We start from the raw sequence: 15,179 nt of genomic DNA, 5'->3' as shown, positions 1-15,179 counted from the left end.
TTTTTTGAGAAAAAAACTTTACTGGAAACCTCAACCGTGTTAGTTCATCTTGAATCACGGGAACAATAGCAACAGTTAATTAGCTGACCGTAATCTATTGTTACCTGGAGCCATTGAGACGATCCCTATGCCAGCAACATCTTTTTACGCAGATGCCGCATCTAATACCCAAAAGTCCCGCCAGGCTTTGGACGCAGAACTCATTATTGATGATGGTGAGTTGTCGGCAGATGATATCCAAGAGTTGGAAATAGCTGCTGTTGACCCTGCCAACTTTGCTGCGAATACTAACCGTCGGAGTACAGACTTGGTACGTCTATATCTTCAGGAAATTGGGCGAGTTCGGCTGTTAGGGCGCGACGAAGAAGTTTCCGAAGCACAAAAAGTCCAACGTTACTTGCGGATGCGGACTGTGCTTGCCAATGCTGCCAAGCAAGGTGATGAAGTAGTTGTACCATACCTCCGATTAATTGAAGTTCAAGAGCGTCTAACATCTGAACTGGGACACCGCCCGTCTTTGGAACGGTGGGCTACCACCGCTGGTATAAATCTGCCGGATCTCAAACCAACTTTAGCCGATGGTAAGCGTCGCTGGGCAGAAATTGCCAAATTAACAGTAGAAGAACTGGAAAAAGTTCAGTCCCAAGGACTCCAGGCCAAAGAACACATGATCAAGGCAAACCTGCGCTTGGTAGTGTCTGTTGCCAAAAAGTATCAAAATCGTGGTTTGGAATTATTAGATTTAGTTCAAGAAGGAACTCTCGGTTTAGAACGAGCAGTAGAAAAATTTGACCCGACTAAGGGATATCGCTTTAGTACATATGCTTATTGGTGGATTCGTCAAGGAATTACCAGAGCGATCGCTACTTCTAGTCGGACAATTCGCCTACCTGTTCATATTACAGAAAAGCTGAATAAAATTAAAAAAGCTCAACGCAAAATTGCTCAAGAAAAAGGTCGCACCCCCACTCTAGAAGACCTAGCAATTGAGTTAGAAATGACACCTACCCAAGTCCGGGAAGTGTTGCTGAGAGTACCACGTTCCGTGTCTTTGGAAACTAAGGTAGGTAAAGATAAAGACACCGAGTTAGGGGAATTACTAGAAACTGACAGTGTGACCCCAGAAGAAATGTTAATGCGAGAATCTTTACAAAGAGACTTGCATAGTCTGTTATCAGATTTAACTAGCCGTGAGCGTGATGTAATTCTCATGCGCTTTGGTTTGGCAGATGGTCATCCTTACTCGTTGGCAGAAATTGGTCGCGCTCTTGACTTGTCAAGAGAACGAGTGCGTCAAATTGAATCCAAAGCTTTACAAAAGCTACGTCAACCCAAGCGTCGCAACCTCATCCGCGATTATTTGGAATCCCTAAGTTAGTTATGAGTCAATTGTCAGAAGGTAGGGGCAAAACATGACTTATAGATGTCAACTTTAGCAAAAACCCTGGAAAGTTAAATTGACATACACAAGCTGTGCGTCGCCTCTACTGGCAAATGACTAGATACTTAATAATTCGTAATTCGTAATAGATTGGTTATTTGACAACTAATCTATTCGGGAATATTTAGTAAATGTTTGCAATAAGCTACGATTGTTGCAAATTGATCGGAAAATTTGTTATATTCTCAACTAATAGGCTTTGTTGAGAAAAATTAGTATGACGGCTTACACATCTACTTCACTCAAGGCAGAACTAAACGAAAGAGGTTGGCGTTTAACTCCCCAACGCGAAACAATTTTACATATTTTTCAAGAACTTCCGCAAGGTGAACACCTGAGTGCTGAGGATCTTTATCATCGACTAGAAGGTGAAGGCGAAGGCATCAGTCTTTCAACTATCTATCGGACGTTGAAATTGATGGCGCGGATGGGTATTTTGCGGGAATTAGAATTGGGAGAAGGGCATAAGCATTATGAAATTAACCAGCCCTACCCCCATCATCACCATCACTTAATTTGTGTTAAATGCAATGCCACTATTGAGTTCAAAAACGACTCTATTTTAAAAATTGGAGCCAAAACAGCCCAAAAAGAAGGATTTCACCTGCTAGATTGTCAAATGACCATCCACGCAGTGTGTCCCAAGTGCCAACGGGCGCTGATGCCGTTATAGCACCTGGGTGAGATAACAAGACGAAGTTATGCTATTTATAATTCGCTGTTATCGGAGGTAAGTAACCTGGTGAACTACTCAGACCTGCCTACAGGTGAAGTCTGAGCTTCCCAATTCATCGGTAACAGCCTCAAAAACTCCGTAGTTTTTTTGGTCTTACATTCCCTCCAAGGGCAGAAGTCCTGGTTCCCAAGACCCAAGTCTTGTTCTTGCAACATATACCTAATTAGCTTAGTTTTCGCTTATGGCATTGATGGTCAAGATATTGAGTATCTTACCAGAAAATCCGGGGGATTCGTCATCCATCCTACTAAGAGTCGTTCGCGTAGCGTCTCGCAGAGAGGGTGGGGACTTCCGCGTACTTTTAAGAACTCATACTGACAATATCTCAGCGGATGCTAAAAGCGTCCGCTTCTGATATCGCTGAGACTGATGCCATAAAATTCCTGGGCTTGCTGAATTGCTCTTCTGGTATCATCTGCCATGACACCGTTGAGATTGCCTTTATAAAAACCCTTTTCTTGTAATCTTCTTTGAATTTCCAGGACACTGAAATCACTCTTGGGAGCAGTATTAATCACTTCGTATAACTTAGCTCTTGTGGTGGGGCCAGCAATACCACTGGCTGCTAAGTAATTAGCTGCTTGAAATCGACGTACAGCATCCGCAGTATAGGAACCAAAATAGCCATTTGGGGTTCCATGCAGATATCCGGCGCTAATCAAATGTTCTTGCAGTAGTCTGACTGCTTCGCCGCGATCGCCTATAGTCAGGTTATCTCTATTAGTTGTAGCTGTGGGTCTAGCAGCAATAGTAGGAGCTTCACCGCCAACACCAACAGGAGGTAATTTGCCTACGGTTGCTGGGCCCACAACACCATCAACACCTAAGTTGTAAGCTGCTTGGAACCGCCTGACTGCTTCTTCTGTAATGGGGCCAAATACTCCTGTGGCGTTACCAAAATAAAAACCTGCCACTTGCAACTGTTGTTGTAAGGCCCTGACTTCTTCACCTTCATCGCCTCTGACTAACAGGTTGGGATGGCGGCGTTTATTTTGAGTCCTGACCATGCTATTGATTTGAGTTGGTGTACTAGCAGTACTGGGTGGTCTTGGGGCTGGTGTACTGGTAGTGTTAATTGTCTCAAATGGTGTACTAGCAGGAGTGGGTTTTGGCGGTTGTAGATTGCTCAGAGTGACTGGTGGAACAGGTGTACTAGCAGTACTGATTCTGGGCGGTTGGGGACTAGTAGTATTGATGGCGGGTACTGGTGTATTCGCAGTACTCGGTTTTGCAGGTTGATTATTTGTCTGTTGTGGCTGCCAATTGTCTAATTTTTGGCGTGTGCTAGGTCCGACAATGCCATCAACTGGTAAACCATTGGCTTGTTGGAAGCGCCGTACAGCATCTTCCGTTGGAAAGTCATAAATTTGGGTAATGGGAGATTGATAAAAGCCGGCTTGTTGCAACTTTTGTTGCAGACTCCTGACAGAAGGGCCTTGATCACCTCGTTCTAGTGCCAAAACGCTGCTAACAGAACCGAGAATAGCCAAAGTTAGAGCTAGGGGCAACATGTGCTTCCAGGCTCTACTAGAAAGACGCTTCCAGTCTGGTGCAGATGCTTTGGTTAATAAAGAACTGAGAGATACCAAATCACTGGATGCGCTGTCTTCATAGGCGTCAGCTAAGTGGAAATACGCAAGATTATCCATATGTTTTTCCTACACCAATTATTTTTCTTCAATGGTCGCTTCAGCTTGATGTACGAGATTTCGCAAATTTTCTAATGTCTGTATATTTACATCCTGCCATAAATTGCGCTGGTGTGCTTCTAATAATTTTTCAGCAATATCACGTAATGCCCAGGGATTTTTATCCTGGATAAAGTCACAGACAAGGGGATCAAATACATAGGCCTGGGCGATACCCTCATACATGTGGTCTTCCACACATTGAGCTGTAGCATCGTAGGCAAATAAATAATCTACTGTGGCGGCCATTTCAAATGCACCTTTATAACCGTGGCGCATCATTCCTTCAATCCACTTGGGGTTAACTACACGAGAGCGATACACCCTGGCAATTTCGGCTTTTAACTGACGCACACGTGGTTGAGCAGGAATAGAATTATCACCAAAATAAGTTTGGGGGTTTTTTCCCTGAAGCGATCGCACGGCTGCTGTTAAACCACCCTGAAATTGATAATAATCATCCGAATCAAGCAAGTCATGTTCGCGGTTGTCTTGGTTATGTAAGACAATTTGCATTTGTGTTAACCGCTGTTTAAAAGCGAATGGCGCAGAAATTCCCACTAATCCCCCTTTGTCGTCAGGGTCAGCGGTGGTGTAAGCGTAGCAACTCCAATTAATATAAGCACGTGCTAAATCCTGATCATCTGTCCAATTTTGTGACTCCATTAAACCTTGGAGACCTGCACCATAAGCACCCGGTTGAGAACCGAAAACCCGATATTGCGATCGCACCACGGCTGCTTCCACAGACAAACCTTGTTGCACCCATAAATTAATATCTTGGTTTACTTGTGCTGCCAGGGGATTATACTCTGGGGATTCTTCCAGTGCTGCTACGGCTGCTACAGCTTGCTCAAATAAATCGATTAAGTTAGGAAAGGCATCACGAAAGAATCCCGAAATTCGTAAGGTGACATCTACACGGGGTCGTCCCAAAATACTCAAAGGTAAAATCTCAAAATCCACAACCCGCCTAGCTGCACCATCCCAAACAGGACGTACACCCATTAACGCCAAAGCTTCGGCAATATCATCACCGCCAGTCCGCATTGTGGCAGTTCCCCACACAGATAAACCCAATGTTTGGGGATATTCACCGTTTTCTTGGGTATAGCACTCAATTAAGTTTTCCGCCGCTTTTCTGCCTATATCCCATGCGGTTTCTGTGGGGATGGCGCGAATATCCACAGAATAAAAGTTTTTGCCAGTAGGTAAAACCTCCGGGCGGCCACGTGTGGGGGCGCCAGAGGGGCCACTGGGAATGTATTTACCATCAAGTCCGTGGAGTAAGTTGGTGATTTCTTGGTGGGTTTGTTGTAAAGCTGGGAGGAGTTTGGTGTTAATCCAGTCAAGAGTGGAGGGGAGTTGGGAGTTGGGAGTTGGGAGTGGGGGGGATGAGGGAGTTAGGAGTGGTTCTATGAGGTTGGCTGCATGTGTTTCTAGTATTTCTACTGCGTCACCGACAGTGCGACAGGGATTTGGGTTTTTGGTGGCTAAAATTTGCTGATCAATTTCTGATAACTGAGTGCTGAAGTCTGTTGTGAGGGGGTCGAAGTCTAAACCCCATTCTTCAGTTATGGTGCGGGTAAGACCTATAGAGTAGCGATTGGGGATGCGGGCGATCGCCACGATTAAATCTCGCAGTTGTCGTCCTTGGGGACATTGGCCAAAAATGTGTAACCCGTCGCGGATTTGGGCTTCTTTTAATTCACAAAGATAGCCGCCGATGAAATTCAAAATTAAGGATTCAAACTTTAAAATATCAGTTGCATCTTGAATACCTAAATCTTTATGAAGATTTTCGGCAATGACCAATTCCTGAATGCGATCGCGGATTGCTGGTAAACGTGAAGGATCTAAACTTTCGGCTTCGTAATATTCATCAACTAAATTTTCTAACTGTTGCAGCGCACCATACAGTTCAGCACGGGTCATGGGGGGCGTGAGGTGATCTAAAATCACCGCTTGGGCGCGACGCTTGGCTTGTGAACCTTCACCTGGGTCATTAACAATAAACGGATAAAGATGAGGAACTGGCCCCAATGCGACTTCTGGATAACAAGTACTAGATAAAGCCACACTTTTCCCCGGTAACCATTCTAAATTGCCATGTTTTCCCACATGCACAACCGCATCAGCCCCAAAACTTGACCTCACCCAATGATAAAAAGCTAAATAATCATGAGTTGGTACTAAATCTGGCGCATGATAATTCAAACTAGGGTCAATATCATAACCCCGTGATGGTTGAATGCCTACGAAGATTTTGCCAAGTTGAATCCCAGGAATGGGGAATGAATCAGCCCTGGGGGGCAGGGGGGAGTTATACTGATTTTGCTCCTCTGTGTTCTCTGTGTCTCTGTGGTTAGACCATCTTTCACTAATTTCTTGCTGTACAACTGCCGGTAAACTAGCAAAATACTCTTGATACGCCTCACCAGATAAACTTTGCTGCACCGGACGCAATTCCCTACCTTCTGGGTCATTAGTCACACCATCGGTAAGACGTTGAATTAATTCATCTCCATGAGTAGGGGCATTTTCTACCAAATACCCAGCCGCTTGTAAAGCCTTAATTATTTCCACACAACTAGCTGGCGTGTCCAGCCCCACACCATTAGCTAGCCTGCCATTACGATTGGGGTAATTTGCCAAGATCAAGGCAATACGCCGTTCTTGGGGTGGCTTTGAACGGAGGCGTACCCAATTGGCTGCTAATTGTGCGACAAACTCAATGCGATCGCTTACTGGTTCATAAACTACCACATCTGTTTCTAAGTTAGTATTCCGTGTTTGTACGGTTTTAAAAGACACAGCGCGAGTAATAATTCGCCCGTCGACCTCTGGTAGTGCCACATTCATGGCCATATCGCGGGGAGAAAGCCCTTGTGATTGTGCTTCCCACTGTTCCACACCACCGCCACTGAGAATCACTTGTAAAACTGGGACATCTAACTTTTGCCATAAATCAAGTTGGGGTGCTTCTGCTTCCAATCGCGCCAGAGAAAAACTTGTGGTATTCAGTAATACACCAATTTGCTCCGAATCTTTCGGTTGAAAAAACTCATTCAATTCTGCTTGCACATCGGGATCACGCAATGAAGAAACAAATAACGGTAGAGGTTGTAAATTGCGCTGTACTAAAGCCGTACATAAAGCATCAATTACCTTGGTATTTCCCGATAGATAATGAGCGCGGTAGAAGAGAATGCCGACTTTTGGCAGGAGGGAGTGGGCAATAGGGAGTAGGGAGTAGGGGGATGAGGAAGTATTGTTGTGCTTGTCCTCCAGTCTCCAATCCTCATATAACCCGACACGCGGAACCCCTTGCGGTGGTAGAAAATTAAACTTAGTGCCTAAGCAAGTATCTGAGACAAATTTGAGGGCGTTAACAATATTTTCCACTCCGCCTTCGCTGAAATATTGTAATAGTTGATTAACAACACCCAACGGTAAGGTAGACTGAGAAATTAATTCTGGATCAAGTCCATCGTCCCCAGGCATTACAATCAGGGTTGTACCCTGACGTTGCACAATTTCCTGTACGACTTCTAAGCCGTAAGCCCAGTAGGAACGTCCTCCTAATAGGCGCAAAATAATTACCTGGGCATGTTCTAAAACTTGTTCGCCGTAGGAATCTATACTTATTTGTTGCTGCAATTGCAATAAGTTAGCAACTCTTAATGCGGGAAATTTTGCAGGTAATTTGGGGACTGCTGCTGCTAGGGTTTGAATGTCAGTATCAGCAGCAGTAATAAACACAAAAGGAGCTGGAGTTTGTTCGATAAAAATTAAATTTTCTGACTGATTCCATCCGCCTGATGTGGCACTTATACGATGCATAATCCTGTATTACCGTTTTAAACTGTTGGTTAGAAAACAATTACAAAAAATTTGGACGTAGCCTTCAGCCCTTCTTACCAGACTATTGAAAATGCTTAGTTCTCCTGATGTGAGCTTTTCTCGAAACTTGCCTTTAGTTGTATTTAATCAACTTGGGGAATTATTACAGCAGATGGCTCAAGCAGTAGGAAGTACTGCACTGGTAATCACAGAAGCTGTATTGGCAAGAGTTCGTATACCTCTGGAGTGGCAAAATCAAAGATTTACGCTGGTGATTTCTGAGCAGTTTAACGCACTTTTGGTGGGCGTTTTGGATGTGAAGAGTCAGGAGGTAGATTCACCAGAAATTGATGCGAGGTTGACGTTCAATTCAGAAGCGATCGCCTCCTTTGTCTGGCAATTGCGCGACTTGTTTGAGGGTGATTCCTACACTCATCAAAATTTGGAAAATTACGGTCAAACTCTTCAACCCAATGATGCTACGCTCCAAAGTAAATTTACGCTGTTGTTATTAGAATATCTGCTGCCGCAGCCACAGGAAAATGTAACAGAATCTTTAAGCGCCATTGTGCATGAAGTTTATCTTTGTCAGGCGGTGGAAGATGCTCTGAAAAAACAGATTTCCCAAGAGCGATTATTAAACCAAGTGACGAGTCAAATCCGTAAAACTTTGGATTTGCCAGTAATTATGGCAACAGCGATCGCTCAAGTGCGAGAGTTTCTGGAATTAGACAGACTTGTAATATATAAATTTGAGGGTGCTAAAGTCAAAAGTCAAAACCAATCTCCAGTACAAGACCTGCAAAAGTATGGGGGTTGTATTGTCTATGAAGCCCGTGCTAAAAATACAATTCCATCGGTGTTATATTACCAGGAAAAAGCTTGTTTTGTGAGAAATTCTCCATGTTGGGAGAAGTATCGGCAAGGATTTATCCTAGCTGTGGATGATGTAGAAAAAACTTATGCCTTAGAAGCATGTTTGTTGAACTTTTTAAGGGAAAGCCGAGTTAGGGCAAAGTTGGCTGCACCGATTATGTTTGAAGAAAAGCTGTGGGGGTTGCTGATTGCTCATCAATGTGACGCCCCACGGGAGTGGGCCGAAAGTGACAAAAGTTTACTCAATTCCATAGCTGAACAATTAGCGATCGCCATTCATCAAGCTGAGTTAATGCGATCTCTGACTCAAGAAAAACAAACCCTGGAACAACGCGTCATTGAGCGGACAATGGCATTGCGGGAGGCTTTACTGGCGGCTGAAGCTGCTAGCCGCCTCAGAAATGAATTTCTCGCTACTATCAGTCATGAATTGCTCACGCCTTTGACTTATGTGATCGGCATGTCTTCCACCTTGTTACGTTGGCCTTTGGGTGAATTGAGTCAACGCCAACGTGATTATCTGCAAACAATCCACGACAGTGGAGAACATTTATTAGAAATGATTAATGACATCCTCGATTTATCACAAATTGAGGCTGGTAAAGCAGTATTAAATATTACTGAATTTTCCTTGGCAGATACCGCACAAAGTTCAGTAAATTCACTAACAGAAAAAGCCACCAGCAAACAAGTTAATCTCAAACTAGATTTGCAAATCGATCCGCAGCGCGATCGCTTTACCGCTGATGCAGGGCGAATAGAACAAATTCTCTGGAATCTGTTAACTAATGGGATTAAATTTACGCCTGAAGGTGGCAGTATTACGTTGCGAATCTGGGTAGAAGATGATACTGCTATCTTTCAAATTGAAGATACAGGTATTGGCATTCCCGAAGAGCAATTACCATTACTGTTTGAAAAATTTCAGCAACTCGATACCCCCTATCGTCGTCGCTACGAAGGTACAGGACTTGGTTTAGCTTTAACGAAACAACTTGTAGAACTCCATCGGGGTCGAATTGAAGTAGAATCTACTGTGGCTATTGGCTCGATTTTTACGGTATGGATACCAGATCAACACAGAGTAGGGAGTGGGGAGTAGGGAAAATATTTCAAATTCTAATTACGAATTACGTACAGCCTGGCGGCATCCGGAGGCTCTATTATGAACTACGAATTACCAATGATGGGAGAAATGAATGACAGCAGGGTTGCAAAAAAAACGCGTGGTAGTTGTGGGTGCGGGTTGGGCTGGGTTAGGTGCAACCTACCATTTGGCAAAACAAGGATATGATGTCACACTTTTGGAAGCAGGTTCATATCCTGGCGGATTGGTAGCAGGTTGGAAAACCACAACAGGGAAATCTGTAGAAGCCGGGATTCATGGTTTTTGGTATCCTTACAGAAATATTTTTGCCCTAATTAATGAATTAGAAATTAATCCCTTCACTACCTGGACTCGTTCTGCTCAATATTCGCCTGCGGGGTTGGAAGTTGAATCACCGATTTTTCAAGAATTACCACAACTGCCTTCACCTCTAGGTACTTTTGTTTACACGCAGTTTCAGCGATTACCGTTGATTGATCGTCTCAGTGCTTTGCCTTTACTTTACTCTGTTGTTGATTTTGACAATTCTGATGAGGCTTGGCGACGTTATGATTTTGTCACAGCCCGTGAATTGTTTAAAGATTTTGGTGTTTCTGCTCGACTGTACAAAGAAGCCTTTGAACCCATGTTGTTGGTAGGCTTATTTGCCCCTGGCGAACAATGTTCAGCCGCAGCTACCTTGGGGATGCTGTACTTTTTTATTTTGGCGCACCAAGCAGATTTTGATGTGGTTTGGTGTCGGGGAACAGTGGGAGAAAAAATATTTCGTCCTTGGGTGGAACGGATGGAGCAAGGCGGGGCGAAAGTGTTAGCTCAAAGACGTGTGACTGACGTCATTATAGATAGTGAAAACCGTGCCAAGGGCGTTGTTTGTGGTGATGAAATATTTGATGCTGATGCGGTAATTTTTGCAGTTGGTGTCACGGGGATGAAAAAGATCGTCGCCAATAGCCCTAGTTTGCAAAACCGTGAAGAGTTTCGTAATTTAAATAATTTAGGAGCAATTGACGTTTTAGCGACACGGTTATGGTTTGACCGCAAAATTAATATTCCGCGTCCTTCTAATGCTTGCTTTGGCTTTGATGCTACTACAGGCTGGACATTTTTTGATTTAAATGCCCTACATGATGAATATAAAAATGAACTGGGAACTGTAATTGAAGCTGATTTTTATCATGCCAATCAGTTTCTCGGTATGAGTGACGCAGATATCATTACCAAAGTCAAGAATTATTTAACAACTTGTGTCCCAGGATTTCGTGAAGCCAAAGTCATAGATAGCAGTGTAATTCGCTTACCCAATGCTGTAACTCATTTTGCCCCTGGTAGCTATCGCCATATGTTGCCAGCTAAAACCAGTTTTGAAAATATATTTATGAGTGGTGATTGGATTGTTAATCGTCACGGTTCTTGGTCACAAGAAAAAGCTTACGTTACTGGTTTGGAAGCAGCTAACTTGGTAGTATCTTATTTAGGACAGGGCCAGCCATCTGAGATTATACCTGTAGAAGCCGACGAAGCGCACATTCAAATAGCGCGATCGCTCAACCAAACAGTACGTGAGTTGGGTAAATCTCTGTTGCCGGAGTTCTGGTTACCATAGTCACCCTTAGTTTTATTTACACTATCAATTCTTCTTTTCGGGGGAGTGTGAATAACTACACTCTCAGTAAAGAAAATGACACATTACTTTTGAAGACAAATGCAGCCAGTATGTTTAACTTGTTCGTGGCAAGCTCCTTAGTCAAAACTGTAGCTCAAGCGCTCAGTTACTGTTGATAGAAAGTTTTATGTTAATGTTAAGAATATTACTAAAAGATTTATATGCCGCAACCCTCTACTCGTGATATGGAGTTAATAGTTCATGTCTCTACTAAAAAAATTACACAACGTTTAATTATAATAATTTTATGTCTTGCCGTAACTGGCGCTATAAGTGGTTATTTTTGGGTTTCCGAGTTCCCATTTCCCAGCTCAAAATGGTTTCATGAACTCTTTAGCCTTGATGAAGAGTTAAATATCCCTGCTTGGTATTCATCATTCATGTTATTACTTGCTTCGGGATTATTAGCAGTAATTACTTCAATAAAAAAAACAGATAAACATTATATTTATTGGAAAAACCTATCTTTAATATTTCTTTTTTTCAGTCTAGATGAAGCTTTCAGCTTCCACGAAATTTTGATTATTCCCTCGCTAAGAGAAGTATTGAATTTAAACCCAATATTTTTTCACACCTGGGTTATATTTGGAATTCCTGCGGTTATATTTTTTATATTCAAATATTTTCAATTTTTCCTAGATTTACCTAAGAAGACTCAATCTTTATTCCTGCTTGCCGCAATTTTTTATGTAGGCGGAGCTTTGGGTATGGAAATGGTAGGTGGATTTTCAAGAGAATATTTTGGTCGGCTTGCCCCAATAACAACAATTATCATAGTGATTGAAGAATTGCTGGAAATGATAGGAACTGTAACTTTTATCTATGCGTTGCTAAATTACTTTAGCAGTTTGCGAGAAAGTATTAATCTAAAAATTTATGTATCCCAAAAGTAGCAAATATATCAGATTAATTTGCAAGTAGAGCGAGGTGAAAAAACCAAACTATGTAAAGATAGGTAAATACGTAGAATGTGTAGACCAAGGTAACAGAGATATGGACAGCCGTTTAAGGGTGTTTCTGACTAGAGAACAAGAGAAAACTCTTTTTAACCTGAGAACATCTCCAAGGTTTAATACAACCTTTTGATAATACCTAGCCGCCATTTCTTCTGCTTTTTCATAAACACCCAATGGGTTTTTTAACATATCACCTGCTTCAACTTCTATTTTCGCCGTTTTGAGGATGCGATGTGGCAATACTGCAGCGATCGCGTCTGTTGCCTTAGCCGTCTATTCCGTTCGGCAGGTGCCTACGCTAGAGCGCACGTACTGTCCTGGTCTCAGGTAATGGACAACTTGCATCTGTTGGGGTTGGCCACTGAGCGGCCGCAGACTGATGTAGAGTCCGTTGACCGAGGCGGTAGCGCTGTAGAGACGCTGAGCGCTGTTGGCTTGAGCGCGAAACGAATCTGGAAAGGGCAAACGAGAGTAGTCTGCATCAGGAGCAATTTGCGCGTAGTCGCTCAGGGCGCTGGGGTTGAGCCAGGTTTGAACCCGACCGGCAGCATCGCGTCGCTGTACGGTTAAGCTGAGGTTGGTTCCAATTGGATTTTGAAGCGCTGAGCCGTTGGTAGCTGCTGGCACGGTGCCACTCACCTGATAGGTCAGGCTACCATCTTGACCCAATGCAGCGGTTGCCTGACAGGTGAGCGGATTCATTGCTGTTGCTACCGTCGCCATCGCTACAGTGTCCATCAGCTCGGGAATACGTCCGTAAAAACGGCTATGGCGCAGGGCCATCGCATCCGCTGTGCAGACACCGCAATGGACGCCGGGCGGAGGTACGGCTACAGCCTGCACCACTTCATCTGAAACCCCTGCCCAGGGTAGGTGCCCCTTGGGGGCTTCCAGCGAATAGGTCAGCTCCGACTCATTGCGCCAGTCGCTGCTGATAAAATCGGTTTCCTCACGGGGAGCAGGGATTTTCCAGCCGATGCGATCACGAAAAGCATTCACTGCCGCCTCCTGATCATTCGCATGAGCCGCCTGAACTGCCTGCCACAGCCGCAACTGCACACTCAGGCCAAAGCGCCCGTTACTCGCCGTTAGCCATGCTTGGTCAATAGCGCGAATCATCTCTGGTGCGATCGCCGGAGCCCCCGGCGCAGATTGAGTAACGACCGAATCAGGCGCGAGCAGCCGCCGCGTCTCACGATCCGCTGCCGCCCAGCTTTGAGCCCGGAGCAGTTGTTGTAGCTCTGCCGTGGTTTCATCTACCGGCGCATCCACAGAAATCAACAGATTTAGCAGCAGCGATCGCTGTCCATAAAAATCACATAGTTGATTAAGATCACCCCCTTGCTCAATGGCATCGAGCAGCGCCGTGACATCTAAATAGGGAGAAGCTTGAGCTTCGATAACTTGACAGAAGGGAGTGCGATTATCATCAGTTGTAGACTGAGACTGGGCCAGCAGCGGCAAAGGAGAAGCCATACTCGTCGCCACGAGTAGGCTGGCGGCGTAAGCTTGAAGCGAAAAAGGGAAACGAAAATGCAATGGGAAGAAGACATCCATGGAAACCTGACCGATGACGTTTGGTTAGACGATAAGCGTGAAGTGAACCAGCACCTAGCATAGAAACAATAGGAACTGATTCAGAAATTGTGGACATGACTGCCATGCGAAGGATACTACCAACGGGGCCTCTGAGAACTCTAGTTGATAGAGCCACTTTTTTAGGGTGGCCGTTTACTTGGCTAACCCGCTTGACAGCTACCCGCCCCCGATCGCACGTGCTGTCCTAGGCTCAGATAATGCACCACCTGCACCTGCTGGGGCGCTCCGCTGGTAGGTCGCAGACTGACATAGAGACCGTTGACCGAAGCCGTAGCGCTCTTTCTCATTGCCCTATTCCGTGCTAAAACAGTCAATCTCAGCGAGCTGGCTAACTGCTTAATCGCAACCTGTTAACGAACCTGCAACGGGCTTGACAGTACCTAACCCAGACGGAGAATCAGGAGAGGTATCGCGCACAACTATGAACTGTTCATAGGCTATGTCCGGCCCACCAGGAAAACCGTAAGTTACATTAACCCTCAGTCCTAACGTTTGAGCGCTACCGCCGAGTTCAGTAGCAACCCGATTTGTTCGCTCTGACGAGGAGGCACTGCAGGCGTCAAAATCTTGTAGTGTCATCGGCATTTCGGGTGTCGATGCATGACTCTCTGAAGGTAACGAATTTTCTCCCATACTCCATTCGATACTTTGTCTAATCCAATTATTCAATCCTTCAGACAGCAAGTTATACATGCAAGCGCCAGTGCATCCCCGTCGGCCTATTACAACAATAGTTTCTAGTTCTTGTTGTGCAAATGCATGAGGCACAGCAACAATGTTCGTCAATGAAAATACGGTCAATGCGGACAGGAGTAACTTGTTCATTTGAATTATTCAATGAGAATAAACAAAAGTTACTACACAGATTTTTTTTACTATTCCCAAAAATGTTTTAGTTATTTAGGTCTTAGTAAACCTCAAAAATCGGCAAATCAGTCATTTTTTAGTGCGAGAACAACTAGACCATCCCATAGAGATTGCAGGTGTGCTGGCGACTCGGTACGATCGCAGGAACAATCTCAGTAAAGAAGTATTTGATGCACTCACGAATCATTAATACCCAGAAAGAGGAATTTAGCTATGCTTACATCAATGCCGTCGCTTCGGCTGCGGGTTATTCATTCCAAGAGCAGCAGTCTAAAAAATAGCGAACTGACAAGTCAGCGCTTCGCTATCGCAAAAGGAGACAAACTAGGCAATGTTACTATCTGAATTTGACACTCCCCTACCTGAGCAAGTTTCGCTATGCTCACTTACTCCCAAAGGTAG

General features: G+C 44.3%; 11 protein-coding genes. 5 read left to right on the top strand and 6 right to left on the bottom strand.

Translation table 11 applies throughout. The features are described 5' to 3' along the window. Positions 1 to 127 precede the first annotated feature (127 nt). Together sigC and ACM0OT_RS11190 are read left to right on the top strand one after the other, a co-directional pair. On the top strand, positions 128 to 1,378 hold the full coding sequence (gene sigC / locus ACM0OT_RS11195) for an RNA polymerase sigma factor SigC (RefSeq protein WP_414564434.1): 1,251 nt from the start codon (positions 128 to 130) through the stop codon (positions 1,376 to 1,378). 280 nt (positions 1,379 to 1,658) lie between these two features. Continuing rightward, positions 1,659 to 2,114 carry a Fur family transcriptional regulator gene (locus ACM0OT_RS11190; RefSeq protein WP_414564433.1) on the top strand — a complete coding sequence of 152 codons (456 nt, stop codon included), beginning with the start codon at positions 1,659 to 1,661 and terminating at the stop codon, positions 2,112 to 2,114. A gap of 398 nt (positions 2,115 to 2,512) precedes the next feature. Here the strand turns inward: ACM0OT_RS11190 and ACM0OT_RS11185 are convergent, their stop codons facing one another. Both ACM0OT_RS11185 and cobN read right to left on the bottom strand, forming a co-directional pair. Beyond that, positions 2,513 to 3,826, bottom strand: a complete 1,314-nt coding sequence (locus ACM0OT_RS11185) for a peptidoglycan-binding protein (RefSeq protein WP_414564432.1) — start codon at positions 3,824 to 3,826, stop codon at positions 2,513 to 2,515. Between the two features lie 18 nt (positions 3,827 to 3,844). Then, positions 3,845 to 7,708 carry a cobaltochelatase subunit CobN gene (gene cobN, locus ACM0OT_RS11180; RefSeq protein WP_414564431.1) on the bottom strand — a complete coding sequence of 1,288 codons (3,864 nt, stop codon included), beginning with the start codon at positions 7,706 to 7,708 and terminating at the stop codon, positions 3,845 to 3,847. 91 nt (positions 7,709 to 7,799) lie between these two features. Between cobN and ACM0OT_RS11175 the strand changes: the two genes are divergently transcribed. The 3 genes from ACM0OT_RS11175 to ACM0OT_RS11165 all read left to right on the top strand — a co-directional run bounded on the left by ACM0OT_RS11175 (position 7,800) and on the right by ACM0OT_RS11165 (position 12,248). Then, positions 7,800 to 9,686, top strand: a complete 1,887-nt coding sequence (locus tag ACM0OT_RS11175; RefSeq protein WP_414564430.1) for an ATP-binding protein — start codon at positions 7,800 to 7,802, stop codon at positions 9,684 to 9,686. A 97-nt stretch (positions 9,687 to 9,783) separates the two neighbouring features. Beyond that, positions 9,784 to 11,295 (top strand): FAD-dependent oxidoreductase, encoded by a 1,512-nt coding sequence (locus ACM0OT_RS11170; RefSeq protein ID WP_414564429.1) that lies wholly within the window; start codon positions 9,784 to 9,786, stop codon positions 11,293 to 11,295. Positions 11,296 to 11,516: 221 nt separating this feature from the next. Then, positions 11,517 to 12,248 (top strand): hypothetical protein, encoded by a 732-nt coding sequence (locus tag ACM0OT_RS11165; RefSeq protein WP_414564428.1) that lies wholly within the window; start codon positions 11,517 to 11,519, stop codon positions 12,246 to 12,248. A 48-nt stretch (positions 12,249 to 12,296) separates the two neighbouring features. Here ACM0OT_RS11165 and ACM0OT_RS11160 read toward each other — a convergent pair whose 3' ends face one another. From ACM0OT_RS11160 to ACM0OT_RS11145, 4 genes are all read right to left on the bottom strand, one after another. Then, entirely contained in the window at positions 12,297 to 12,551 is a 255-nt protein-coding gene (locus ACM0OT_RS11160; RefSeq protein WP_414564427.1) for a hypothetical protein, read from the bottom strand. A gap of 33 nt (positions 12,552 to 12,584) precedes the next feature. After that, positions 12,585 to 13,787: a GUN4 domain-containing protein gene (locus ACM0OT_RS11155; protein ID WP_414564426.1), complete on the bottom strand. Its 1,203-nt coding sequence runs from the start codon at positions 13,785 to 13,787 to the stop codon at positions 12,585 to 12,587. Then, on the bottom strand, positions 13,741 to 14,025 hold the full coding sequence (locus tag ACM0OT_RS11150; protein WP_414564425.1) for a hypothetical protein: 285 nt from the start codon (positions 14,023 to 14,025) through the stop codon (positions 13,741 to 13,743). Before ACM0OT_RS11150 ends, ACM0OT_RS11155 begins: the two co-directional genes overlap by 47 nt. A 221-nt stretch (positions 14,026 to 14,246) precedes the next feature. Further along, positions 14,247 to 14,735 carry a hypothetical protein gene (locus ACM0OT_RS11145; protein ID WP_414564424.1) on the bottom strand — a complete coding sequence of 163 codons (489 nt, stop codon included), beginning with the start codon at positions 14,733 to 14,735 and terminating at the stop codon, positions 14,247 to 14,249. Between the last annotated feature and the right edge of the window lie 444 nt (positions 14,736 to 15,179).

Source organism: Anabaena sp. CCY 9613 (assembly GCF_963920895.1).
Taxonomy (GTDB): domain Bacteria; phylum Cyanobacteriota; class Cyanobacteriia; order Cyanobacteriales; family Nostocaceae; genus Cyanocohniella.
Note: the sequence above shows the minus strand (reverse complement) of the source record. Positions and strands in the feature narration are given on the sequence as shown.